Origin of the sequence: Streptomyces sp. N35, assembly GCF_016464295.1 — a bacterium.
GTDB lineage: Bacteria > Actinomycetota > Actinomycetes > Streptomycetales > Streptomycetaceae > Streptomyces.
This window is the reverse complement of sequence record NZ_JAEIMH010000074.1, coordinates 15,768-36,800: the sequence shown is the minus strand read 5'-3', so window position 1 is coordinate 36,800 and position 21,033 is coordinate 15,768. Positions and strand designations below refer to the sequence as shown.

7 protein-coding genes are annotated in these 21,033 nt (G+C 72.4%); all 7 read right to left on the bottom strand.

Features of this window, described 5'->3' with window-relative positions:
- Positions 1-116 precede the first annotated feature (116 nt).
- Positions 117-3,230, bottom strand: a complete 3,114-nt coding sequence (locus JAO81_RS31805; protein ID WP_199551437.1) for a type I polyketide synthase — start codon at positions 3,228-3,230, stop codon at positions 117-119.
- An 8-nt stretch (positions 3,231-3,238) separates the two neighbouring features.
- Positions 3,239-9,832: a type I polyketide synthase gene (locus JAO81_RS31800; RefSeq protein ID WP_199551433.1), complete on the bottom strand. Its 6,594-nt coding sequence runs from the start codon at positions 9,830-9,832 to the stop codon at positions 3,239-3,241.
- A gap of 17 nt (positions 9,833-9,849) precedes the next feature.
- Positions 9,850-15,402, bottom strand: coding sequence for a type I polyketide synthase (locus tag JAO81_RS31795; RefSeq protein WP_199551432.1), 5,553 nt, complete (start codon positions 15,400-15,402; stop codon positions 9,850-9,852).
- A gap of 39 nt (positions 15,403-15,441) precedes the next feature.
- Positions 15,442-18,588, bottom strand: coding sequence for a type I polyketide synthase (locus JAO81_RS31790; RefSeq protein WP_199551431.1), 3,147 nt, complete (start codon positions 18,586-18,588; stop codon positions 15,442-15,444).
- 63 nt (positions 18,589-18,651) lie between these two features.
- Positions 18,652-19,386, bottom strand: a complete 735-nt coding sequence (locus tag JAO81_RS31785; RefSeq protein ID WP_199551430.1) for a thioesterase II family protein — start codon at positions 19,384-19,386, stop codon at positions 18,652-18,654.
- Entirely contained in the window at positions 19,383-20,633 is a 1,251-nt protein-coding gene (locus JAO81_RS31780; protein WP_199551429.1) for a cytochrome P450, read from the bottom strand. Before JAO81_RS31780 ends, JAO81_RS31785 begins: the two co-directional genes overlap by 4 nt.
- The gene (locus JAO81_RS31775; RefSeq protein WP_199551428.1) at positions 20,630-20,893 is read right to left on the bottom strand and encodes an acyl carrier protein; all 264 of its coding nucleotides are present in this window, start codon (positions 20,891-20,893) and stop codon (positions 20,630-20,632) included. The genes JAO81_RS31780 and JAO81_RS31775 overlap by 4 nt, the downstream gene beginning before the upstream one ends.
- Positions 20,894-21,033 lie beyond the last annotated feature (140 nt).

The following is a 21,033-nucleotide window of genomic DNA, read 5'->3' as shown; positions in this document are numbered from 1 at the left end:
TGAGGGGTCGTTCAACACACCTCGAGTTCCGGCGGGACACTGCGCCGGCGGGCTTGCGTTGTCCCGCCGGCGAGACATGGGGATGTCCCGCCGGCGAGACGACGAGCGGCGTGGAGCTAGGTGGCCGAGCAGGACACGATGTGCTCGGCGATCAGCCGCGGTGACGGATGGCGCAGCACCACGTTCGGCTTCAGTTTGATGCCGGTCGACGCGGCCAGGCGCTTGCTGAGCTCCACGGAGAGCATCGAGTCGAAGCCGAGCTCCTTGAACTCCTGGTCGGCGCCGACCAATTCGCTGCTGGAGTGGCCGAGGACGACGGCGACCTTCGTCAGGACGTGGTCGAGCGCCAGGGCCCGCGCGTCCTGGCCGGTCAGCGTGGCGATCCGCCGCGACAGGGGTACGACCTCCTGCACGGGTGGTTCCGGAGCGGATGCTTCCGCCTCCGGCAGGGGCGCCTGCGAGGAGCTGAGCCAGTAGCGGCGCCGCTGAAACGCGTAGGTGGGAAGGTCCACACGCCGTCGTTCTCCGAGCAGGGCCGTGAAGTCCACGGACGCGCCCGCGACATGGAGGGCCGACAGCGACGCGAGGAGGGACTCCGACGCGGCGTGGCCGCGCCGCGTCGAGGCCAGCACCAGCGCGCCCTGTGCGTTCTCCAGTGCGTTCTCGACGGTGTCCTGCACCGGCATGGTGAGCACGGGATGCGGGCTCATCTCGATGAACACCCGGTAGCCGTCCTCGGCCATCTGCCGTACGGAGGACTCGAACCGGACCCTCTCGCGCAGGTTGGTGTACCAGTACGCGCCGTCCAGCCCCGCGGTGTCGAAGAGCTCACCATGCAGGGTCGAGTAGAACGGCAGGCGCGAGGAGACCGGGGCCAGGTCGCCCACCGCGGCGAGCACGTCGTCGCGTACGCGGTCGACGTGCTGCGAGTGCGAGGCGTACTCGACCTTGATCCGCGAGGCCTGGGAGCCTTCGGCCTTCAGCGCGGCCACGAACTCGTCCAGGGCGTCGGGTTCCCCGGAGACCACCACGGAGCGTGGGCCGTTGACGACGGCGACGCTGATGCGGCCGCCGAACGGGGCCACCTTCGCCTCGACCACGTCGAGAGGCTCCGCGACCGATGCCATCGAGCCGTGGCCGATGAGTCCCGCCAGGGCTTGGCTGCGCCGCGCCACGACCTTGGCGGCCTCCCGCAGGGACAGTGCGCCGCAGACGTGGGCGGCCGCGATCTCACCCTGGCTGTGACCCACCACCGCGGACGGTTCGACACCGAAGGAGCGCCACAGGGCGGCCGTGGCCACCATCACCGAGAACAGCGTGGGCTGTACGACGTCGACCCGGTCCAGGCCCGGTGCGCCCGGCTCACCGCGGATCACGTCCAGCAAGGACCAGTCCACCCACTCGGCCAGGGCGGCCGCGCACTCGTCCAGGCTCTGCGCGAACACCGGGAAGGCGTCGTACAGTTCACGCCCCATTCCGGCCCACTGCGAGCCCTGGCCCGGGAACACGAAGGCCACCGGGCCGAGCTTGCCGGCCGCACCACGCACCACCGCGGCGGACTCCGCGCCCCGGCCGAGCGCTTGAAGACCGGCCGTCAGCTCGTCGCGCCCGCGGCCGAGAACCACCGCGCGGTGCTCGAACGTGGAGCGGCTCGTCACCAGCGAGTGGCCCACGTCGGCAACGTCGAGGCCGGGGTCGGCGGCGACGAGATCCGCCAGTTTCGCGGCCTGTTCCTGGACGGCCTTGGCACTTCTGCCGGACAGCACCCACGGCACCACGCCGCCGACGACGGCCGCCGGTTCGGTGTCGGGCTGCTCCTGGTGCGGGGCTTCCTCCAGGACGACGTGCGCGTTGGTACCGCTGACGCCGAACGAGGACACCGCGGCCCGGCGCGGGCCCTGTCCGCGGGGCCACTCACGGCCCTCGGTGAGGACCTCGACGGCGCCGCAGGACCAGTCGACGTGCCGCGAGACCTCGCCCACGTGCAGGGTCCTCGGCAGATAGCCGTGGCGCATGGCCATGACGGTCTTGATGACGCCGCCGACACCGGCCGCCGCCATCGTGTGGCCCAGGTTGGACTTCAAGGACCCGAGCCACGCCGGGCTGTCCTCGGCGCGGCCCTGTCCGTACGTCGCAAGGAGGGCGGTCGCCTCGATGGGGTCGCCGAGCTTGGTGCCGGTGCCGTGCGCCTCGACCAGGTCCACGTCAGCCGTCGTGAGTCCGGCGTCGGCGAGCGCCTTGCGGATCACCTTCTCCTGAGCGCGGCCGTTGGGTGCGGTCAGGCCGTTGCTGGCGCCGTCCTGGTTGACGGCCGAGCCGCGCACGACGGCGAGGACCGGATGGCCGTTGCGCCGGGCGTCCGAGAGCCGCTCCAGGAGCAGGACGCCCACCCCCTCCGCCCAACCGGTCCCGTCGGCCCCGTCGGCGAACGCCTTGCAGCGGCCGTCGGGCGACAGAGCGCGCTGGCGGGAGAACTCCACGAACATCGCGGGCGTCGCCATCACCAGTGCGCCGCCGGCCAGCGCCATCGAGCACTCCCCCGCGCGGAGCGCCTGCACCGCCTGGTGGAGGGCCACCAGCGACGAGGAACACGCCGTGTCCACCGACACCGCGGGCCCAGTCAGTCCGAGTTCGTACGCCACCCGGCCGGAGGCCACGCTCAGCGAGCTGCCGTACAGGAGGTAGCCCTCGAGGTCCTTGTCACCTCCTTCGAGGAAGCGCCAGCCGTACTCGGTCGAACTCACCCCGGTGAAGACGCCGATCTCGTCGCCGCGCACCTTCGCCGGGACGATGCCGGCGCGCTCGAAGACCTCCCAGGAGGTCTCCAGGAGCAGCCGGTGGTGCGGATCGACGGCCAGCGCCTCGCGCGGGCTGAGGTGGAAGAACTCCGCGTCGAAGCCCGCGACGTCGTCCAGGAAACCGCCCTGGCGGGTGTACGCGGTGCCCCGGGTGTCCGGGTCGGCGTCGTACACATCCCGCCAGCCGCGGTCGTCCGGGAAGTCGCTCATGACGTCGCGGCCTTCGCGCACCAGGTTCCACAGGTCCTCGGGCGAGGTCACGCCGCCGGGGTAGCGGCAGGCCATGGAGACGACGGCGATCGGTTCGTTGCGGCGGGCCGCCAGCTGCTCGTTCTCCTGCCGCAGGCGGTCGCGCTCCTCGAGCAAGGTGCGCAGGGCCCGCTGGATCCGGTCGTCGTTCCCGCCTGCCGTACGTCCGGCCGAGCCGGCCACGTCGCTCACTAGTTGTCCCCCAGAGCCAGTCCGACCAAGGAACCCAGGTCCAGGTCCGACAGTCCGTCCGCGAGAGCCGCCTCGGCCGGGGCGGCCTCGGCGGCGGATCCGACCGGGCCGGCCAGCGCGAGCACCCGGTCCAACAGGCCCGCGCTGCGCAGGCTTTGGACCGATACCGTGCTCAGCACCTCGCGCAGGTGCGCCTCGTCGGCCGCGTCCGCCGCGTCGTCGCCGGCGACCGGCTCGGCCGCAGGGCGCAGCAGACCCAAGAGGTGCGCGGCGAGTTCGCGCGGCGTCGGATAACTGAAGACGAGGGTGGAGGCCAGGCGCAGGCCGGTCGACGCGGCCAGCAGGTTGCAGAGTTCGACGGCGGTCAGCGAGTCGAATCCGAGCTGGGTGAACTGCTGGTCGACGTCGATACCCGCGCCGGAGGCATGACCGAGGACGACGGCGACCTGCTCGCTCATCCACTCCAGGAGCGCCTGGTCCGTCTCATCGGCCGGCAGGGAGGCCAGGCGTTCGGCGAGGCCCGCCGGCCGGGAGTCCTTGGGCGTCGACGGTTTGGCGCGCCGGGGGCGGTCGGACGCCGCCAAGTCCCTCAGCAGCGGCGGCAGTTCCCCGGTGGGCCTGTTCCTCAGGGGCATGAGGTCGACACGGGCCGGGACCGACACGGACCCGCCGCTCGCGCACGCCGCGTCGAACAGGGCCAGTGCGTCGGCGTTCGTCATCGGGGCGATGCCCATACGGCGCAGCCGCGACAGGTCGGCCTCCGCGAGTTCCTCGGCCATGCCTCCGCTCTCGGACCACCATCCCCAGGCGAGCGAGCGGGCGGGCAGCCCGTCGGCCCGGCGCTGGGCGGCCAGGGCGTCGAGGAAGGTGTTGGCGGCGGTGTAGGCCGCCTGGCCGCCGTTGCCGATCTGGCCCGCGTACGCGGAGAACTGGACGAACGCCGACAGGGCGTGCCCGCGCGTCAGTTCGTGCAGATGCAGGGCGCCGCCCGCCTTGGCCGCGAGCGCTTGGTCGATGCTGTGCGGGGTCAGCGTTTCGAGTGTTCCGTCGGCCAGCGCGCCGGCCGCGTGCACCACCGCGGTGAGCGGATGCCTGCCGGGCACAGAGGCCAGCAGCCGGGCCACAGCGTCGCGGTCCGCGACGTCGCAGGCCACGATCCGCACCTGCGCTCCCGCGGCCCTCAGATCGGCGGCGAGCTGGTCCGCCCCCTCGGCGGCGGGGCCGGAGCGGCTGGCCAACAGCAGGCTGCGTACGCCATGTTCGAGGACCAGGTGCCGGGCGACGATCGGGCCCACTCCCCCGGTGGCGCCGGTCACCAGTACGGTGCCACCGCCGAACCCGCCACCGATCTCGAGGACCAGCTTGCCGACATGGCGGCCCTGGCTCATCTCACGGAAGGTACGGCGGGCGTCACGGATGTCGGACACGGTCAGCGGGTTCAACTGCAGGCGGCCGTCGGCGAACAGCTCCAGGACGGCCCGGAACATCTCCTGCAGGGCGTCGGGGCCGGTCGCGTACAGGTCGAAGGCCTCGTAGCGGACGCCCGGGTGATCCGCGGCCACCTGCTCGGGGTCGCGGATATCGGTCTTGCCCATCTCGACGAAGTGCCCGCCTGCGGGCAGCAGCGTCAGCGAGGCATCGACGAACGTGTGGGCCAGGGAGTTGAGGACGACGTCCATGCCCCGTCCGCCGGTCGCGGCGCGGAACGTGTCGGCGAAGTCCAGATCGCGCGAGGACGCCAGGTGGCTCTCGTCGATGCCGAGCGCCTTGAGCGCAGGCCACTTGGCGGGGCTCGCGGTGGCGTACACCTCGGCTCCGAGGTGCTGGGCGATCCGTACGGCGGCCATGCCGACACCGCCTGCGGCCGCGTGGATGAGAACGCGTTGCCCCTTCTCGAGACCGGCCACCCGCACGAGTCCGTGGTACGCGGTGAGGAAGGTGCACGGCATGGACGCGGCCTGCGCGAAGCTCCACCCGTCGGGGACCGGCACGAGCATGCGGTGATCCGCGATCGCGGTGCGGCCGAACGCGCCGGAGAAGATGCCCGTGACGCGGTCGCCGGGGGCCAGGTGCGTCACGTCGTCGGCCACGTCGAGGACGATGCCGGCGCCTTCGCTGCCGAGCCCGGCGTCGATGGCGGTCTCGTCGATGAGGCCCAGCGCGATCGTCACGTCACGGAAGTTGAGACCTGCGGCCTGTACGGCGATACGCACCTGCCCGGTACTCAGGGGCGCCTCGACCTCGGGGCACTCCACCCACGTCAGGTTCTCCAGGGTGCCCCTGGTGGGGATGCCGAGCCGGTGGGCGCCGGACGCGGGGGGCTCGATGCGCTGCTCATCAGGGGCGGCCACGGCCAGCCGCGGCACGCTCACCTTGCCGGCGCGCAGGGCGAGTTGGGGTTCGTCGAGGGCGAGGGCGTCGGGCAGTCGCGCCCAGGAGTTCTCGGCGTCGTCGAGGTCGATGAGGCGAAAGCGGCCCGGGTGCTCGGTCTGGGCGCTGCGGAGCAGGCCCCAGACGGACGCGCCGGGCAGCGAGGTGAGACGTTCGCCCGCGCCGGTGTCCTGGGCGAGGCGGGTCAGCACCACCAAGGTGGTGTCGGCGAAGGCCGGTTGGGCGAGGAACTCCTGAGCGCGCTCGAGGACGTACGTGTCCGCGGCGGCGACTGCGGTGAGCACCTCGGTGCCGTCCGCTTCGGCTTTCGCCGTGGGCACGAGGTCGTCCAGGCACAGGACGAGGTGGCCGGGTGCGCCGTGGGGGCCCGCCCCGCCGAGGGACGCGTGGAGTGTGGCCCGTTCGCCGCCCGCGGCGAGGACCCGGGCGGCCAGGCCTTCAGCGGTGCCGAGGACGGCGAAGCTCCCGTCGAAGGCCGCGTCGCTCTCGTGCGGCCGCCATCGCACCTCGTACAGCGGCAGTGCCTGGCCGCCGCGCGCCGAGCGGACCTGCGCGGCGACGGCCGGCCGGAAGGTGAGGGCCGTGACGGTGGCGAGGTGAGTGCCGTGTTCGTCGGCTACCGCCAGGGAGATGCGGTCCTCGCCGGTGCGGCGCAGGCGCACCCGCACGGTCGTGGCTGCCGCGCGTCCGGCCGGCTCGACGCCGGACCAGGCGAACGGCATCCTGCCCTGTTCTCCGGTGACTTCGATGAACCCGCCGACGATCGCGGCGTGCAGGACGGTGTCGATAAGCGCCGGATGCAGGACGAACCCGTCGGCCGGGGCCCCGGCGTCGGGCGGGAGGGTGGCGAGGGCGAAGAGGTCGTCACCGTGGCGCCAGACCTCGCGCAGGCCGCGGAAGGCCGGGCCGTAGTCGAAGCCGGCGTCGAAGAGGTGGTCGTAGAGAGTGTCGAAGGCAAGCTGCTCGGCCCCGGCGGGCGGCCATGCGGTCAGGGCAGCGGAGTCGTCCCGGGTGTCGGGGTCGCCCGGTGCGAGGGTGCCGATGGCGTGGCGCAGCCAGCTGCCCGGTTCGTCGACGTCGGCGACGGCCGGGCGGGAGTACACGTCGAGGGCCCGGCGGCCGCGCTCGTCGGCGGCGCCCGCGACGACGCGGACCTGGACGTCGCCCGAGTCGGGCAGGATCAGCGGGACTTCGAGGGTGAGCTCCTCCAGGGCGGCGCAGCCCACGTGCCCGCCGGCCGACAGGGCCAGGTCCATCAGGGCGGTGGCGGGGACGACGGTCTCGTCGAACACGGTGTGGTCGGCGAGCCAGCCGTGGCTGCGCAGCGACCACAGTCCGGTGAGGACGGTCTCGCCGGTGCCGGGGTGCTCGACCAGGGCCCCGAGCAAGGGGTGTGCGGGATCGGCGAGGCCCGCGGAGGTGACATCCGCCGACTGCTGTTCCGCCAGGAAGTCCATCCAGTAGCGCCGGTGCTGGAAGGCGTAGGTGGGCAGATCGACTCGGCGCCGCTTGCCGAACACGGCGGCGAAGTCCACCGAGGCGCCCCGTACGTGCAGTTCGGCCAGGGCGCCGATCAGCGCCTGCCCGGCCGGTCGGTCGCGCCGGGCCGCGGGCAGCACCTCGGCGTCCGTGACGTCCTGTGCGGCGAAGGCGTCCTTGGTGAGGCCGGTGAGCGTGGCGCCCGGTCCCACCTCGACGAAGATGTTCGCTCCCAGGGCGCGGGCGCGCTCCACCGCGTCGTGGTAGCGCACGGGTTCGCGGACATGGCCGACCCAGTAGGCGGCGCGGGAGAGTTCCTGTGCCGTGACCTCGCGGCCCAGCCGGGTGGAGACGATGGGCACGGCCATCTCGCCCGGGGGCAAAGTGCCGAGCGCCGCCGCGAACTCGTCCAGGATCGGGTCCATGAGCGGGGAGTGGAAGGCGTGCTCGACCGGGAGCAGTTTTGCGGAGGTGCCCGCGTCGACGAGCCGGTCACGGATCGCGTGGACCTGCTCGCGCAGGCCCGAGACCACGACGGACTCGGGGCCGTTGACGGCTGCGAGTCCGACGCGGTCGAACTCGGCGAGCAGCGGGGCGATGCCGGACTCGCCAGTGCGTACGGCGAGCATCGCACCGGGTTCGGTGACGCTCTGCATGGTGCGTCCGCGGGCGGCCACGAGCCGGGTCGCGGTGTCCAGGTCGAGGACGCCGGATACATGGGCGGCGGCGATCTCACCGACGGAGTGGCCGACGAGCCGGGTGGGCTGCGGGCAGACGTGGGTGAGCAGTCGGTACAGGCTGACCTGCAGCGTGAACAGGGCCGCCTGCGCGATGTCGGTGCGCTCGCGGCCGGCCGGCGCGTCGGCGAGGAGGAGGTCGCGCAGCGCGAACGGCAGCTGAGTGTCGAAGCGGGCGCAGATCTCGTCGAGGCTGCGGGCGAAGACCGGGTAGGTGTCGTACAGCTCCCGGGCCGCGCCGGCCCAGGGCGAGCCCTGGCCGGGGAAGAGGAAGACCGTGCCGGTCGTTTCCGCCGCCGTGCCGCTCACCACGGCGGGGGTGTTGGTGCCGTCGGCGAGGGCGCTCAGCCCGCTGAGGAGTTCCTCGCGGTCACGGCCGACGACCACCGCGCGGTGTTCGAGAGCGCCGCGGCCCGCCGCCAGCGACCAGCCGGCGTCGGCGAGGTCCAGTTCCTTGTCGGCGGCGGCGAAATCGTGGAGCTTGGCGGCCTGGGCGCGCAGGGCGGTCACCGACCGCGCGGACAGCACCCACGGTGTCCAGGGCGCCACATCGGTTCCGCAGTACGGGGGTTCGTGCTCTTCGTCGGGCTCGGGCTCCGGCTCGGGTGCCTGCTCCAAGACGACGTGCGCGTTGGTGCCGCTGACACCGAAGGCCGACACTCCGGCCCGGCGGGGCCGGCCGTCCTGCGTGGCCCACACGCGGGGCTCGGTGAGCAGTTCGACCGCGCCGGCCGACCAGTCCACGTGGGTGGAGGGACGGTCCACGTGCAGCGTCTTCGGCAGGACGCCGTGCTCCATCGCCATGATCATCTTGATCAGTCCTGCGACGCCCGCCGCGGCCTGGGTGTGGCCGATGTTCGACTTGAGCGAGCCGAGCCACAGCGGGTCGGCGCTCTCGCGTTCCTGTCCGTAGGTGGCAAGGAGCGCACCGGCCTCGATGGGGTCACCCAGGGTCGTGCCGGTGCCGTGCGCCTCCACAGCGTCCACATCTCCCGGCTGCAGTCGGGCGTTGGCCAGGGCAGCCCTGATGACGCGCTGCTGCGCCGGACCGCTCGGCGCGGTCAGGCCGTTGGAGGCACCGTCCTGGTTGACGGCAGAGCCGCGGATGACCGCCCAGACCCTGCGGCCGTTGCGGCGCGCCTCGGAGAGCCGCTCCAGGACCAGCACGCCCACGCCCTCGGAGAACCCCGTGCCGTCGGCCGCGTCCGCGAACGCTTTGCACCGGCCGTCCTCGGACAGACCCCGCTGCTTGGACATCTCCCGGAACACCTGCGGCATCCCCACCACGGTGACGCCGCCGGCCAGCGCGAGGGAGCACTCCCCCTGCCGCAGCGATTGCACCGCCTGGTGCACCGCCACCAGCGAGGACGAGCACGCGGTGTCCGTCGACAGCGCGGGTCCCTCCAGGCCGAGTGCGTACGCGACCCGGCCGGAGGCCACGCTCAGGAGCGAGCCGATCTGCGCGTAGCCCGCGATGGACTCGGGTGTCTCGAAGTGATTGCCGTAGCCGAAGTAGGCCAGGCCCGCGAACACCCCGGTGGCACTGCCGCGCAGAGACTCGGGGTCGATGCCGGCACGCTCCAACGACTCCCACGACGTCTCCAGGAGCAAGCGCTGCTGGGGGTCCGCGGCGGCGGCCTCACGCGGATTGATCCCGAAGAAGTCGGCGTCGAAGTCGCCTGCGTCGTACAGGAATCCGCCCTTGCGCGTGGAGCAGGAGCCGGGCCGGTCGGGGTCGAAGAGGCCCTCGAGGTCCCAGCCGCGGTCGTCGGGGAAGTCCGACATGACGTCCGCGCCCTGGTGCACCAGGTCCCACAGCTCTTCCGGTGAGGTGACGCCGCCCGGGAAGCGGCAGGCGACACCCACGATCGCGATCGGCTCGGCAGCGGCGTCGGTCAGCTCCTGCAGGCGCTTGCGCGTCTCGAGCAGCTCGATCGAGGTCCGCTTGAGGTAGTCGAGAACTTCGGCGTTGTTGTCGTTGGTCATGGCTCTTCCGGTCTCCCCTAGCCGAGCTCTTTGTCGAGCAGCGCGAGCAGGTCTCCCGCTGAGGCCGAACTGATCTGGTCGGCGACCCCTTCCGGTGCGCCGGCGCCCGTCAACGAACGCACCCGGCCCTGCAGTTCGCCCAGCAGGGTCGAGACGGTGGCCTGCTCATCCCGGTCGAGCGAGCGGAAGGCCTCCTCGAGACGGCCGCCCAGGCCTTCGATCTCCTTGGCCAGGTGGGCAAGCGGTGACACCGGCTGCGGCGCCGTCTGCGGACCGATCGCCGCGCTCAGGAACTGGGCGATGGCGGCCGGGGTGGGGTGGTCGTACGCGAGGGTCGCGGGCAGCTTCAGACCGGTGACCGCCGAGAGCCCTTTGCGCAGCTCCAATGCCGTGAGCGAGTCGATGCCGAGCTTCTTGAACGACTCGCCGGGCGAGATCCGCGCGGCATCGGCATGCCCGAGCACGAGCGCGGTCTGGGTCCGTACGGCCCCCAGGAGCACCGCCTCGGCCTGGCTCGTGTCCAGCGACTTCAGCTGCTCGGCCAGTCCCCCGTCACCGCTCGGCCGTTGCGACGCGGCGCTGGTGTCCGCGACCGCACCTGCCAGGGTGCGCAGCAGCGGCGAGCTCAACTCGCCGAGCGACGACAGGTTCAGACGTACGGGAACCAGCTCCGGCTCAGCGGAGGCCAGCGCCGCGTCGAACAGTGCGAGGCCCTCCTGCGAAGCCATCGGCGACACGCCCTGGCGCAGCAGGCGCTCGAGGTCCTTGTCACCGAGGCCGGCGCTCATCTCGCTGCGCTCCGCCCAGAAGCCCCAGCACAGTGCCTGCCCGGCCAGGCCTTCGGCCCTGCGGGCCTGGGCGAGGCCGTTGAGGAAGGCGTTGGCAGCCGCGTAGTTGGCCTGCCCGGCGAGGCCGAGCACGCTCGCGACGGAGGAGAACAGGACGAACGCGGAGAGGTCCAGGTCCCGGGTCAGCTCGTGCAGATGCCAGGCGCCACGGACCTTGGGCGCGAGCACCGCGTCCACACGCTCCTGCGTCAGCGCCATGAGGACGCCGTCGTCGAGGACTCCCGCACAGTGGACGACCGCGCTCAGCGGATGGTCGGTGCTCACTGCGGCGAGCAGGTCGGCCACCGACTCACGGCTCGTCACATCGCAGGCCGCGAAGTCGACATGGGCACCGGCCTCGGTCAGTTCCGACCGCAACGCGGCCGCCCCCGGGGCATTGGCGCCGCGCCTGCCGGTCAGCAGCAGCCGCCGTACGCCGTGCTTGGCGACGAGGTGCCGGGCGAGCAGCGCACCCAGGCCTCCGGTGCCTCCGGTGATCAGCACGGTGCCCGAACCGAGGGGTGCGCCGTCGGCGGTTGCCGGACGGCCGGGGCCGTCGCTCACCGAGGCCAGTTGGGGCGTGCTGATCCGACCGGCCCGGATCTTGAGCTGGGCCTCACCGGTCGCGGCCGCGGCCGTGACCGCGGCGAGGGAGGCTTCCGCGCCGTCGAGGCCGACGAGGACGAGCCGGTGGGGGTTCCCGGTCTGGGCGCGGCGCACGAAGCCCCAGACCGCGGCGGCCGCCGGGTCGGGGTGCACCACCTGGTCGTCGGGGAAGGCGTCGCGGGTCACCACGACGAGCCGGGAGTCGGCGAAGCGCTCGTCGGCCACCCAGGTCTGCGTCCAGTGCAGCGCCTGGCGCACCGCGCGCTCGGTGGCAGCGATGACATCGGCGGGGTCGGTCGGGGCGACGGCGATGACGACGGAGCGGGGTACGTCCCCGCAGAGCACGGCGAGTTCGCCGAGATCGGGGTAGACGGCGCGGTCGGCTCCCAGGGCGGCGGTGACCGGATCGGTGCCGCCCACGATCGCGTAGGTGTCGTCGGCGGCGGCCGTGAGGGGCGTCCAGTCCAGACCGAACAGCGCGTCCTGGCTCTCGAAGCTCAGCTCGGTCAGCCGGGCGACGTCCGCCGGGCGCAGCTCGAGTCGGTCGACGGCGCCGATGAGGGTGCCGCCGGGGTCGGCGAGCGTGACGGACAGCGTGTCCTCGCCCGCCGGGGCGAGCCGCACGCGCAGTGCGGTCAAGGGTTGTCCGACGTTCAGGGTGAGGCCCTCGTACCGCTGTGGCAGCAGGCCCTCGGACTGCCCGGTGTCGGCTGATGTGCCGAGGCCCGCCGCGAGCACCGCCGCGTGCAGCAGTGCCGGATGCAGGGCGAAGGCACCCTGGGCCGCGCCGTCCTGGGGCAACTCCACCTCGGCGTACAGGGTGTCGCCCTGTCGCCAGGCGGCCTTGAGTCCGCGCAGGAGCGGGCCGTGGTCGAAGCCGAGGCGCGCGAGCCGGGCGTATTCGTCCGCCACGGGCAATTCCGTCGCGTCCGCGGGCGGCCAGACGGCGAGGCTGTCGGGTGCCGGAGCCTCGTCGGTGAGTGTGCCGGCGGCGTTGCGTGTCCATCCGCTCTCGCCGTCGCCGCGCGAGTACACGCCGAGCGTGCCGTCGCCGTCGGCCACGACGCGTAGTTCGCGCTCGCCACTGCGGCTGAGGACGAGGGGGGTGTGCAGGGTGAGTTCGCCGACGGCGGCGCGTCCGGTCTTGTGCGCCGCCCACGCCGCGAGTTCCGCGAGGACCGCGGCCGGGACCAGGACCGCGCCGTGCACCACCTGCTGGGCGAGCCACGGGTGACGTTCCAGGCCGAGGCGTGCGCTGCCCACGACGCTGGTGCGCCCGCCGTCGTCGGGCAGGTCGATCACGCTGTCGAGCAGCGGGTGGTCGGAGGTGCCGACGGCGGTGGTCTCCTCAGGGGTGTTCAGCCAGTACCGGCGACGCTGGAAGGCGTACGTCGGCAGGTCGACGCCGGTGTCGTCCATGCCCTCGAACGCCGCCTGCCAGGACACGTGGGCGCCGGCCGTGAAGGCTTCGGCCGCAGACGTGTACAGCCGCGCGAAGCCGCCCTCGTCGCGGCGCAGCGAGCCGACAGCGAAGCCGGTGGCGCCCTCGGTGGCGTCGAACATCTCCTGGACGGTCATCACGAGCAGCGGGTGCGGGCTGATCTCGATCACCGCGCTGTCGGGCTCCTGCTCGATCAGCCCCTGCATGGCGGTCGCGAACTGTACGGGCTCGCGCAGATTGCGGTACCAGTACGCGGAGTCGAGGGTCAGCGGGTCGATCTTCCTGCCGGTCACCGTCGAGACGATCGTCACCTGTGAGGGCTTGGGTGTGATGGTGCCGAGCTCGGCCTGGAGCCGACCGTCGAAACGGTCCATCAGCGGGGAGTGCGCGGGCACACTGACCTTGATCAGACGGGCCCGGGCGCCTTCGGCCTGAAGGGTTTCGACCAGTTCCTCGATCGCCTTCGTCTCGCCGGACACGGTCGTGGAGTTGGGGCCGTTCAGGGCGGCGATGCCGATCCGGCCCTGCCACTGGGCGAGGCGTTCACGGACGCGGTCCTCGGGCAGCAGGATGCCGGCCATGGTGCCCTGTCCGGCGACCTCGGTGGCGATCCGGGAGCGCAGGGCCACGATCTTCGCGGCGTCCTCGAGACTGAGGGCGCCCGCCACGTACGCGGCGGCGATCTCGCCCTGGGAGTGCCCGATCACCACGTCCGGGGTGACCCCCAGGGAGCGCCACACCTGCGCCAGGGACACCATCACGGCCCACAGGACAGGTTGGACGACGTCCACGTCCCCCAGGTCCGCGGCGTCGGGCCCGCCGCACACGGTGTCGATCAGCGACCAGGTCACATGAGGGGCGAGCGCGGCCTCGCACGCCCGCAACTGCTCGGCGAAGACCGGGGAGGTCTGCCACAGCTCGTTGCCCATCGCGACCCACTGGGCCCCCTGGCCGGGGAAGACGAACACCGTCTTGCCGACCGGTGCCGCCTGACCTCGGACCGTGCCGCCCGCTGCGCCCTGTTCATCGCCGGCGGCGACGGCGGCGAGTCGCTCCAGGAGTTCGGTACGGTCGGCGCCGATGACCACCTGGCGGTGCTCGAACAGCGACCGCCGGGTCACCAGCGCCCGGCCCACCGCCGCGGGGTCGAGGTCCGCCGCTCCGTGATGGGCGACGGCGTCGTGCAGCTTCTGCGCCTGGGCCCGCAGCGCGTCCTTCGAGCGCGCGGACAGCACCCACGGCACCACCGCGTGGGCAGGGGCCGGGAGTTGACCGCCGTGCGGGGCCTGGTCGGTCCCGGGCTCCTCGGGGGCCTGCTCCAGGATCAGGTGCGCGTTGGTGCCGCTGATACCGAAGGCGGAGATGCCCGCGCGCCGGGGCCGGTCCTCGGGCGTGGTCCACTCGCGGGCCTCGGTGAGCAGTTCCACCGCCCCGGCCGACCAGTCGACGTGCTCGGAGGGCCGGTCGACGTGCAGGGTCCTCGGCAGCACGCCGTGCCGTAGCGCCATGATCATCTTGATGGTGCCCGCGACGCCCGCAGCCGCCTGGGTGTGGCCGATGTTGGACTTCAACGAGCCCAGACGCAGCGGGCTTCGACCCTCGCGGCCCTGCCCGTAAGTGGCGAGCAGCGCCTCCGCCTCGAGCGGGTCACCGAGCCGGGTGCCGGTCCCGTGCGCCTCCACGACGTCCACATCGGTGACCGCGAGCGAGGCGTCGGCGAGCGCCGCGCGGATGACGCGCTGCTGTGCCAGCCCGTTCGGCGCGGTCAGGCCGTTGGAGGCGCCGTCCTGGTTGATGGCCGAGCCGCGGATGACCGCCCAGATACGGTGGCCGTTGCGCCGCGCGTCCGAGAGCCGCTCCAGGACCAGCACCCCCGCGCCCTCGGAGAACCCCGTGCCGTCGGCCGCGTCCGCGAAGGCCTTGCACCGGCCGTCCTCGGACAGACCCCGCTGGCGGGACATCTCCACGAGCATCCCCGGGGTGGGCAGCGTGGCCACGCCGCCGGCGAGCGCCAGCGTGGACTCCCCCGAGCGCAGGGACCGTACGGCCTGGTGGATGGCGACCAGGGAGGACGAGCACGCGGTGTCGGTGGAGACGGCCGGTCCGTGCAGACCCAGTGCGTAGGCCACACGGCCCGAGGCCACGCTGAGGTAGGTGCCGGTCATGCCGAAGCCTTCGGTCTCACCGGCTGCTCCGCCACCCATCCGCGGGCCGTAGTCGACGCCGTACAGGCCGGTGAACACCCCGGTCTGCGAGCCGCGCAGCGTGGCCGGGTCGATGCCCGCGCGCTCCAGCGCCTCCCACGTGGTCTCGAGCATCAGCCGCTGCTGCGGATCCATGGCGAGCGCCTCGCGCGGGCTGATGCCGAAGAACTCCGCGTCGAAGTCCGGCAGTTCGTACAGAAAGCCGCCGGTGCGCGTGTACGTCGTTCCGCGTGCCTGCGGATCCGGGTCGTACAGGGCGTCGAGATCCCAGCCGCGATCGGTCGGGAAGTCACCCATCGCGTCCACCTCTTGGGACACGAGCGACCACAGCTCCTCGGGAGAGGAGACCCCGCCGGGAAAGCGACACCCCACGCCCACGACGGCGATCGGCTCGCGCGCACCCTCCTCCAGCTCGCGTACCCGCTCGCGCAGCTCCTGCGCGTCGCCGACCGCACGCCGCAAGTAGGACCGGAGCTTGTCCACTTCCTCCACCAGGGGCCTCCCTCAACAGTTGCTTGGAAGAAAGAGCGGCTACACGTATCCGCCGTCGATCAGGGCGTACAGGTCGTCATCACTGCTGTCCGCCGGCACCGGGCCGGCCGTATCCGCCCAGGCCGGCACGGACTCGGGACGGTCCGGCTCGAGCCGCGACCACAGGTGGTCGGCGAGCTGCTGCGGCGTGGGGTAGGTGAACGCCACGGTGGCGGGCAGGCGTTGGGCGGCCGCCTCGCCCAGCCGGTTGCGCAGGTCGATGGCCATGGAGGAGTCGAAGCCGAGGGACTTGAACGTCTCCGCGGCCCGGGACTGGATCTGCGCACCGCTCAGCGCGGCGCCCCTGGTGGCAAGCAGCGCCGCCGTCTCGGTGCACACCAGTGCGCGCACCGCCTGGGCCGAGTCGAGGTCCACCGCGCGGACGCCGGCCGTGTCCGGCTGCCCTGCCGTGTCGTGCGCGGCGTCGGAGCTCGCGGACGCCGTGAGCCAGTGGCGCCGGTGCTGGAACGGGTACGTCGGCAGGGCGATCCGGCGCCGCCGCGCGGTGTTCGGAGCCGTCGCGGTGTTCGCCGCGTCCCAGTCCACCGGCACCCCGCGTACGTGCAGTGAGCCGAGCGACCTGAGGACCGTCCCCAGACCCCCGTCCTGCCGGTTGAGGGTGGAGACGACGGTGGGCGGGCTGGGCAGGGCGTCGGCGGCCTCCTCCATCCCGATCTGAAGCACAGGGTGCGGGCTCACTTCCACGTACACCCCGCCGCGTTCGCGCATGAGGTTCTCGATCACCTCGCCGAAGCGCACGGTCGAGCGCAGATTGGCGTACCAGTAGGAGGCGTCCAGAGCGCTGGTGTCCAACAGGCCCGTGGTGACCGTGGAGTGGAACTCCACCTCGGCCGTCCGGGGCGATATGCCCTCGGCGGCCTTCAGTACCTGATCGCGGACGAGTTCCACGTGGTGGGAGTGGGACGCGTAGTCGACCTTCAGCCGGCGCGCCCGGATCCCTGCGCCGTGCGCCGCGGTCTCGAACTCGTCCAGGGCCTGCGGGTCGCCGGATATCACCACGGACGCGGGTCCGTTGGCCACGGCCACGGAAAGCCGGCCCGCCCACCGGGACAGACGCTGCTCGACCCAGTGCTGCGACGCGGCTACGGCGCTCATCCCTCCCCGGCCGACCAGCGGTGCCAGGGCCTGGCTGCGCAGCGCGACGACACGCGCCGCGTCCTCCAAGCTCAGCGCACCGGCCGCGCACGCCGCGGCGATCTCGCCCTGCGAGTGCCCCACCACCGCATCGGGGACCACACCGAACGAGCGCCACAGGTGCGCCAGGGACACCATCATCGAGAACAGCGCGGGTTGGACCACACTGTCCCCGTCCTCGAGCGACGGCGCTGATGCGGCGCCGGTCACCAGGTCCACGAGCGACCAGTCCTGCCAGGGCTCAAGGGCGCGCGAGCACGCGTCGATCGAGCGGGCGAAGACCTCCGACTGCGCGTACAACTGCCGCCCCATGCCGGCCCATTGCGAGCCCTGGCCGGGGAAGACGAGGACGACCGGGCCCGCAGGTCCGGTGGCCGTACCGCGGATCACCCGGGCCCCGGAGTCGCCCGCGGCCAGGTCCGTCAGACCGGCCAGCGCCTCCTCGCGGTCGTCGGCGAGGACAACGGCCCGATGCTCGAAGAGCGTTCGCGTCGAAACCAGCGAAAGCGCCACGTCGGCCCGCGAAAGGGATCCGTCTGCGGCCACCCGGTCGCGCAGGCGTGCCGCCTGGGCGCGCAGGGCGCCTTCCGAGCGCGCGGACAGGGCCCATGCCGTGGGAGTGCCCGGCTGCTCCGTGCCGTCGTTCGGTGCGTTGTGCGGTGCCTCGTACGGGGCGGCGGCGTGCGTGGCCTCGTACGGCGTCGGGGCCTGTTCGAGGATGACGTGCGCATTGGTGCCGCCCATGCCGATGGAGGACACCCCCGCTCGGCGCGGCCGCTGCGCGGTGCCCGGCCAGGGGCGGGTGGCGCGCAGGACCTCGAAGTCGCGGTGGAAGTCCTCGACGGCGGGGTTGGCGGTGGTGAAGCCGGGAGTGGGGACGAGGTGGCCGTGCTCCACGCAGAGCGCGGCCTTGACGAAGCCGACGATGCCCGCGGCCGGCTCCAGGTGTCCGACGTTCGCCTTCACCGAGCCGACGGCCAGCGGGCGAGTGCGGCCGGAGGAGCCCGACACCTGGCGCAGGCCCGACAGTTCGGCCGGGTCGCCGAGCCGGGTGCCGGTGCCGTGGGCCTCGACATAGTCGACATCGTCGAAGTCGACGCCCGCCCGCTCGAGTGCGGAGCGGACGGCGGCGGCCTGTCCGGTGGGGCTGGGATCCGGCATCCGGGCGCTCGCACCGGCGCTGGCCACGCCCCAGCCGCGGATGAGCGCGTGGATGTGGTCGCCGTCGGCGAGGGCGAGATCGGCCCGCTTGAGCAGGACGAACGCCCCTCCCTCGCCCCGGGTGAAGCCGTTGGCCCGGGCGTCGAAGGGGTAACAGCGGCCGTCGGGCGACAGGGCGCCCAGATTCGCCAGGCCCGCACCGGCCTCGGGGTCCACGACCAGCTGCACACCGCCGGCGAGCGCCAGGTCGACCGCGCCGGATCGGATCCGCTCACAGGTCAGCGCAAGGGAGACGAGCGAGGAGGACTGGCCCGAGTCCGCGCTGAAACTCATCCCGCGGACGTCGAGGAGGTTCGATATGCGGTTGGCGATCAGCGCGCCGCTGGAGCCGAGCACGGCGTAGTGGTCGTCCTGGTCGCTGCCGGACAGCTTGCGCAACAGGTCGTAGCCGGAGGCCGAGGCACCGACCACCACGTCGACCTCGCGGCCGGCGAGGGTGTCCGCCGCGATGCGTGCGTTCTCGACCGCTTCCCAGGCGAGTTCGAGTCCGAGCCGCTGCACCGGGTCCATGGCGGCCGCTTCGGCGGCACCGATACCGAAGAACCCCGCGTCGAAGCCGTCGACGGAGTCGAAGAACGAGCCCGAGCCGAGCGTGGCCGCGTCCGGATGCCCGGCGTACCGGGAGTTCGCGTCGGCGCTCCGCTGCGCGGAGAACGTGCCGATGGTCGACTTCCCTTCGCGCAGCAGACGCCAGAAGCCGTCCGGGTCGTGCACGCCGGGAAAGCGGCACGACATCCCGATCACGGCGATATCGGTGGCTGCGCCACTCATGGCTCTTCCCTCCGGTTGTCTTCGGTCCACGGCTCGTACAGGCGGCGGGCAACTGCCGACGGGTCAGCGCCAGGCGGTGAGCAGGTCCCGCAGCTCCCCGGGCGCGTCCATGAAGTCGTAGTGGCCGCCGTCCAGGACACGGAACTCGACCGAGTCCGCGTATCCGCGCCACCCGTACAGGTCCTCGAGGTCCACGTCCGGGTCCTCGCGCCAGTGCACGACGACGACGGGGCAGTCCACCGTGGCGGGTTCGGTCCGCCGGTAGGCGCTCGCGGCCGCGGTGTCGCGCAGCAGCACCATGACGCCCAGGTCGAGCATGTCGGGGCGCGGCTCGACGCCCCGGCTGCGCACGAAGGAGCGGACCTCGGCGCGCAGTTCGGGCTCGCTCATGGAGAGCATCCGGTCGCGGGCCGCGTCGTGCGGGGCCGGCTGCCCGGACACGAAGAGGACCTCGGGCGTCGGCAGTCCGCGTGCGGCGAGACGGAGCACGGTCTCGTACGCGGGCACCGCGCCCGCGCAGTGCGCGAAGAACGCATAGGGGCGGTCCAGCCACGGAGTGAGCGGGGCGACGAGCGCGTCGGCGAGATTCTCGTACGTGCCGTAATGCGGGTGGCCGAGCCGGTTCTCCCGGCCGGGGAACTGCACCGGGCAGATCTCGATCCCGTCGAGCTCGGCCGGCCAGGCGCTGAACGCCGAGGCGCCCGCGCCGGAGAAGGGGAAGCAGAACATGCGGGCCGGGTGGTCGGTGCCCGGCGGGCGCACGAACCACGGCGACGTGGTGGTGATACCGGTGGTCATGGCGTCCGCCGATCCTGGGCGACGATGGGCAGATGGGTCATCCCCGCGATGAAGTACGAGCGCAAGTGCTCCGGGTCGCCGGCCAGTTCGAGCGAGGCGAACCGCTGGAGCAGTTCCTCGAAGAAGATCCGCAGGGTCATCCGGGCCAGGGGCGCGCCGATGCAGAAGTGCGGTCCGTAGCCGAACGCCACCTGGCGTTTGGCGTTGGGCCGTGTGATGTCGAACGTGTGCGGGTCGGTGAACTGGGCGGCGTCGCGGTTGGCCGATCCGATCCATGCGACGACGGCGCCGCGGGCCGGGATGACTCCCCCGTCGAGCTCGACGTCGTCCACCGCGTACCGCATGAAGTTGCAGGCGGCCGACGTCCAGCGCAGCCCTTCCTCTACCAGGTTCGGTATCAGCGAGTGGTCCGCCTGGGCCTTCTCGAACTGCTCGGGCCGCTCGATCAGTGCCTGCACGGTGCCCGAAACGGTGTGCGGGGTCGTCACGTTGGCGCCGAGCAGGATGCTGTAGCCGTCGAGGGCGATCTCCTCGTCGGTCAGCGGCTCGCCGCCGGGCCGTACGCTCATGAGGTGGTGCAGCAGGCTGTCGTCCTCGCCGCCCGTGGCCCTGCGCGATCTCGCCCAGTCCCGTACGTAGTTGACCAGCTCGTGGTGGGAGATGGCCAGCGTCGCCGCCTCGTGGGCCACCAGGAAGTGCCGGTCCGAGGGCGCCGTCACCATCGCGGTGAGGTTGACCAGCTCCTCCCAGTCCTTGGCCGGGATGCCGAGCAGCGGTCCGGTGACCATCGCGGGCAGCAGCAGGGCGCGCTCCGCGAGGTCGTAGGGCTCGCCGTCGAGGGCCGGCTCCAGGAAGCGCACGATCGTCGCGCGGATCGACTCCTCCCACGATCGCACCGCGCGAGCGGTGAGCTTGGAGCCGAGCGGCCGGCGAACCTCGGTGTGCCGTGGCGGGTCGGTGGACGTCATCAGCACGCCGGCCGCCTCGTCGTCGGTCCCGAGGTGAGTGGGGACCGTGCCGCGCTCCGACGTGAACTCGCGGTGGTCGCCGAGCACCCGGCACACGTCCTCGTAGCGGGTCACCGACCAGAACTCCCGGCCATCGGGCAGAACTTGGTGGTGCACGGGCGCCTTGTCCCGCATGACTTCCCAGATCCGGTGCGGATCACCCGACGTGTACAGGTCCAGATCGAAGAGGTTGACCGTGTCGAGGTCGACTTCGCCCGCGGGCCCCGGCGTCAGCCTCACGTCGCCGACCGCCCCTGCTCGATCAGTTCGGCGACCCGGCTCGGGGTCTGGGCCAGGTAGAAGTCGCGCACGGACAGCTGGACTCCGTAGTCCTCGGCCACCCGGTCGATGATCTTTATTCCGGTCATTGAGTTGCCGCCCAGCGCGAAGAAGTCGTCCTCGGGGCCCACTTCGCGGCCGGTGAAGAACTCGGCCCACAGCTGGGCCACTTCGTCGACGAGCGATGCCTGCGCACTCGATACCGTCACCTGTCGTTCCATTTCCAGCCTTTCCCTTCCTCTGCCGAACGGGAATTCCGCACATGCCGTCCCGTCGGCGGGACATATCCGTGAATTGACCCGGGGTACTGATGGAATCGAGGCTCGGGGCCGTCGCGACGCCAACGTAGATGCCGCGGAAA

What these genes read in the sequence shown, in the direction of transcription:
- JAO81_RS31800 (WP_199551433.1), bottom strand. Translation starts at nt 9,832, where the DNA reads ATGACCAACGACAACAACGCCGAAGTTCTCGACTACCTCAAGCGGACC.
- JAO81_RS31785 (WP_199551430.1), bottom strand. Translation starts at nt 19,386, where the DNA reads ATGACCACCGGTATCACCACCACGTCGCCGTGGTTCGTGCGCCCGCCG.
- JAO81_RS31775 (WP_199551428.1), bottom strand. Translation starts at nt 20,893, where the DNA reads ATGGAACGACAGGTGACGGTATCGAGTGCGCAGGCATCGCTCGTCGAC.
- JAO81_RS31790 (WP_199551431.1), bottom strand. Translation starts at nt 18,588, where the DNA reads ATGAGTGGCGCAGCCACCGATATCGCCGTGATCGGGATGTCGTGCCGC.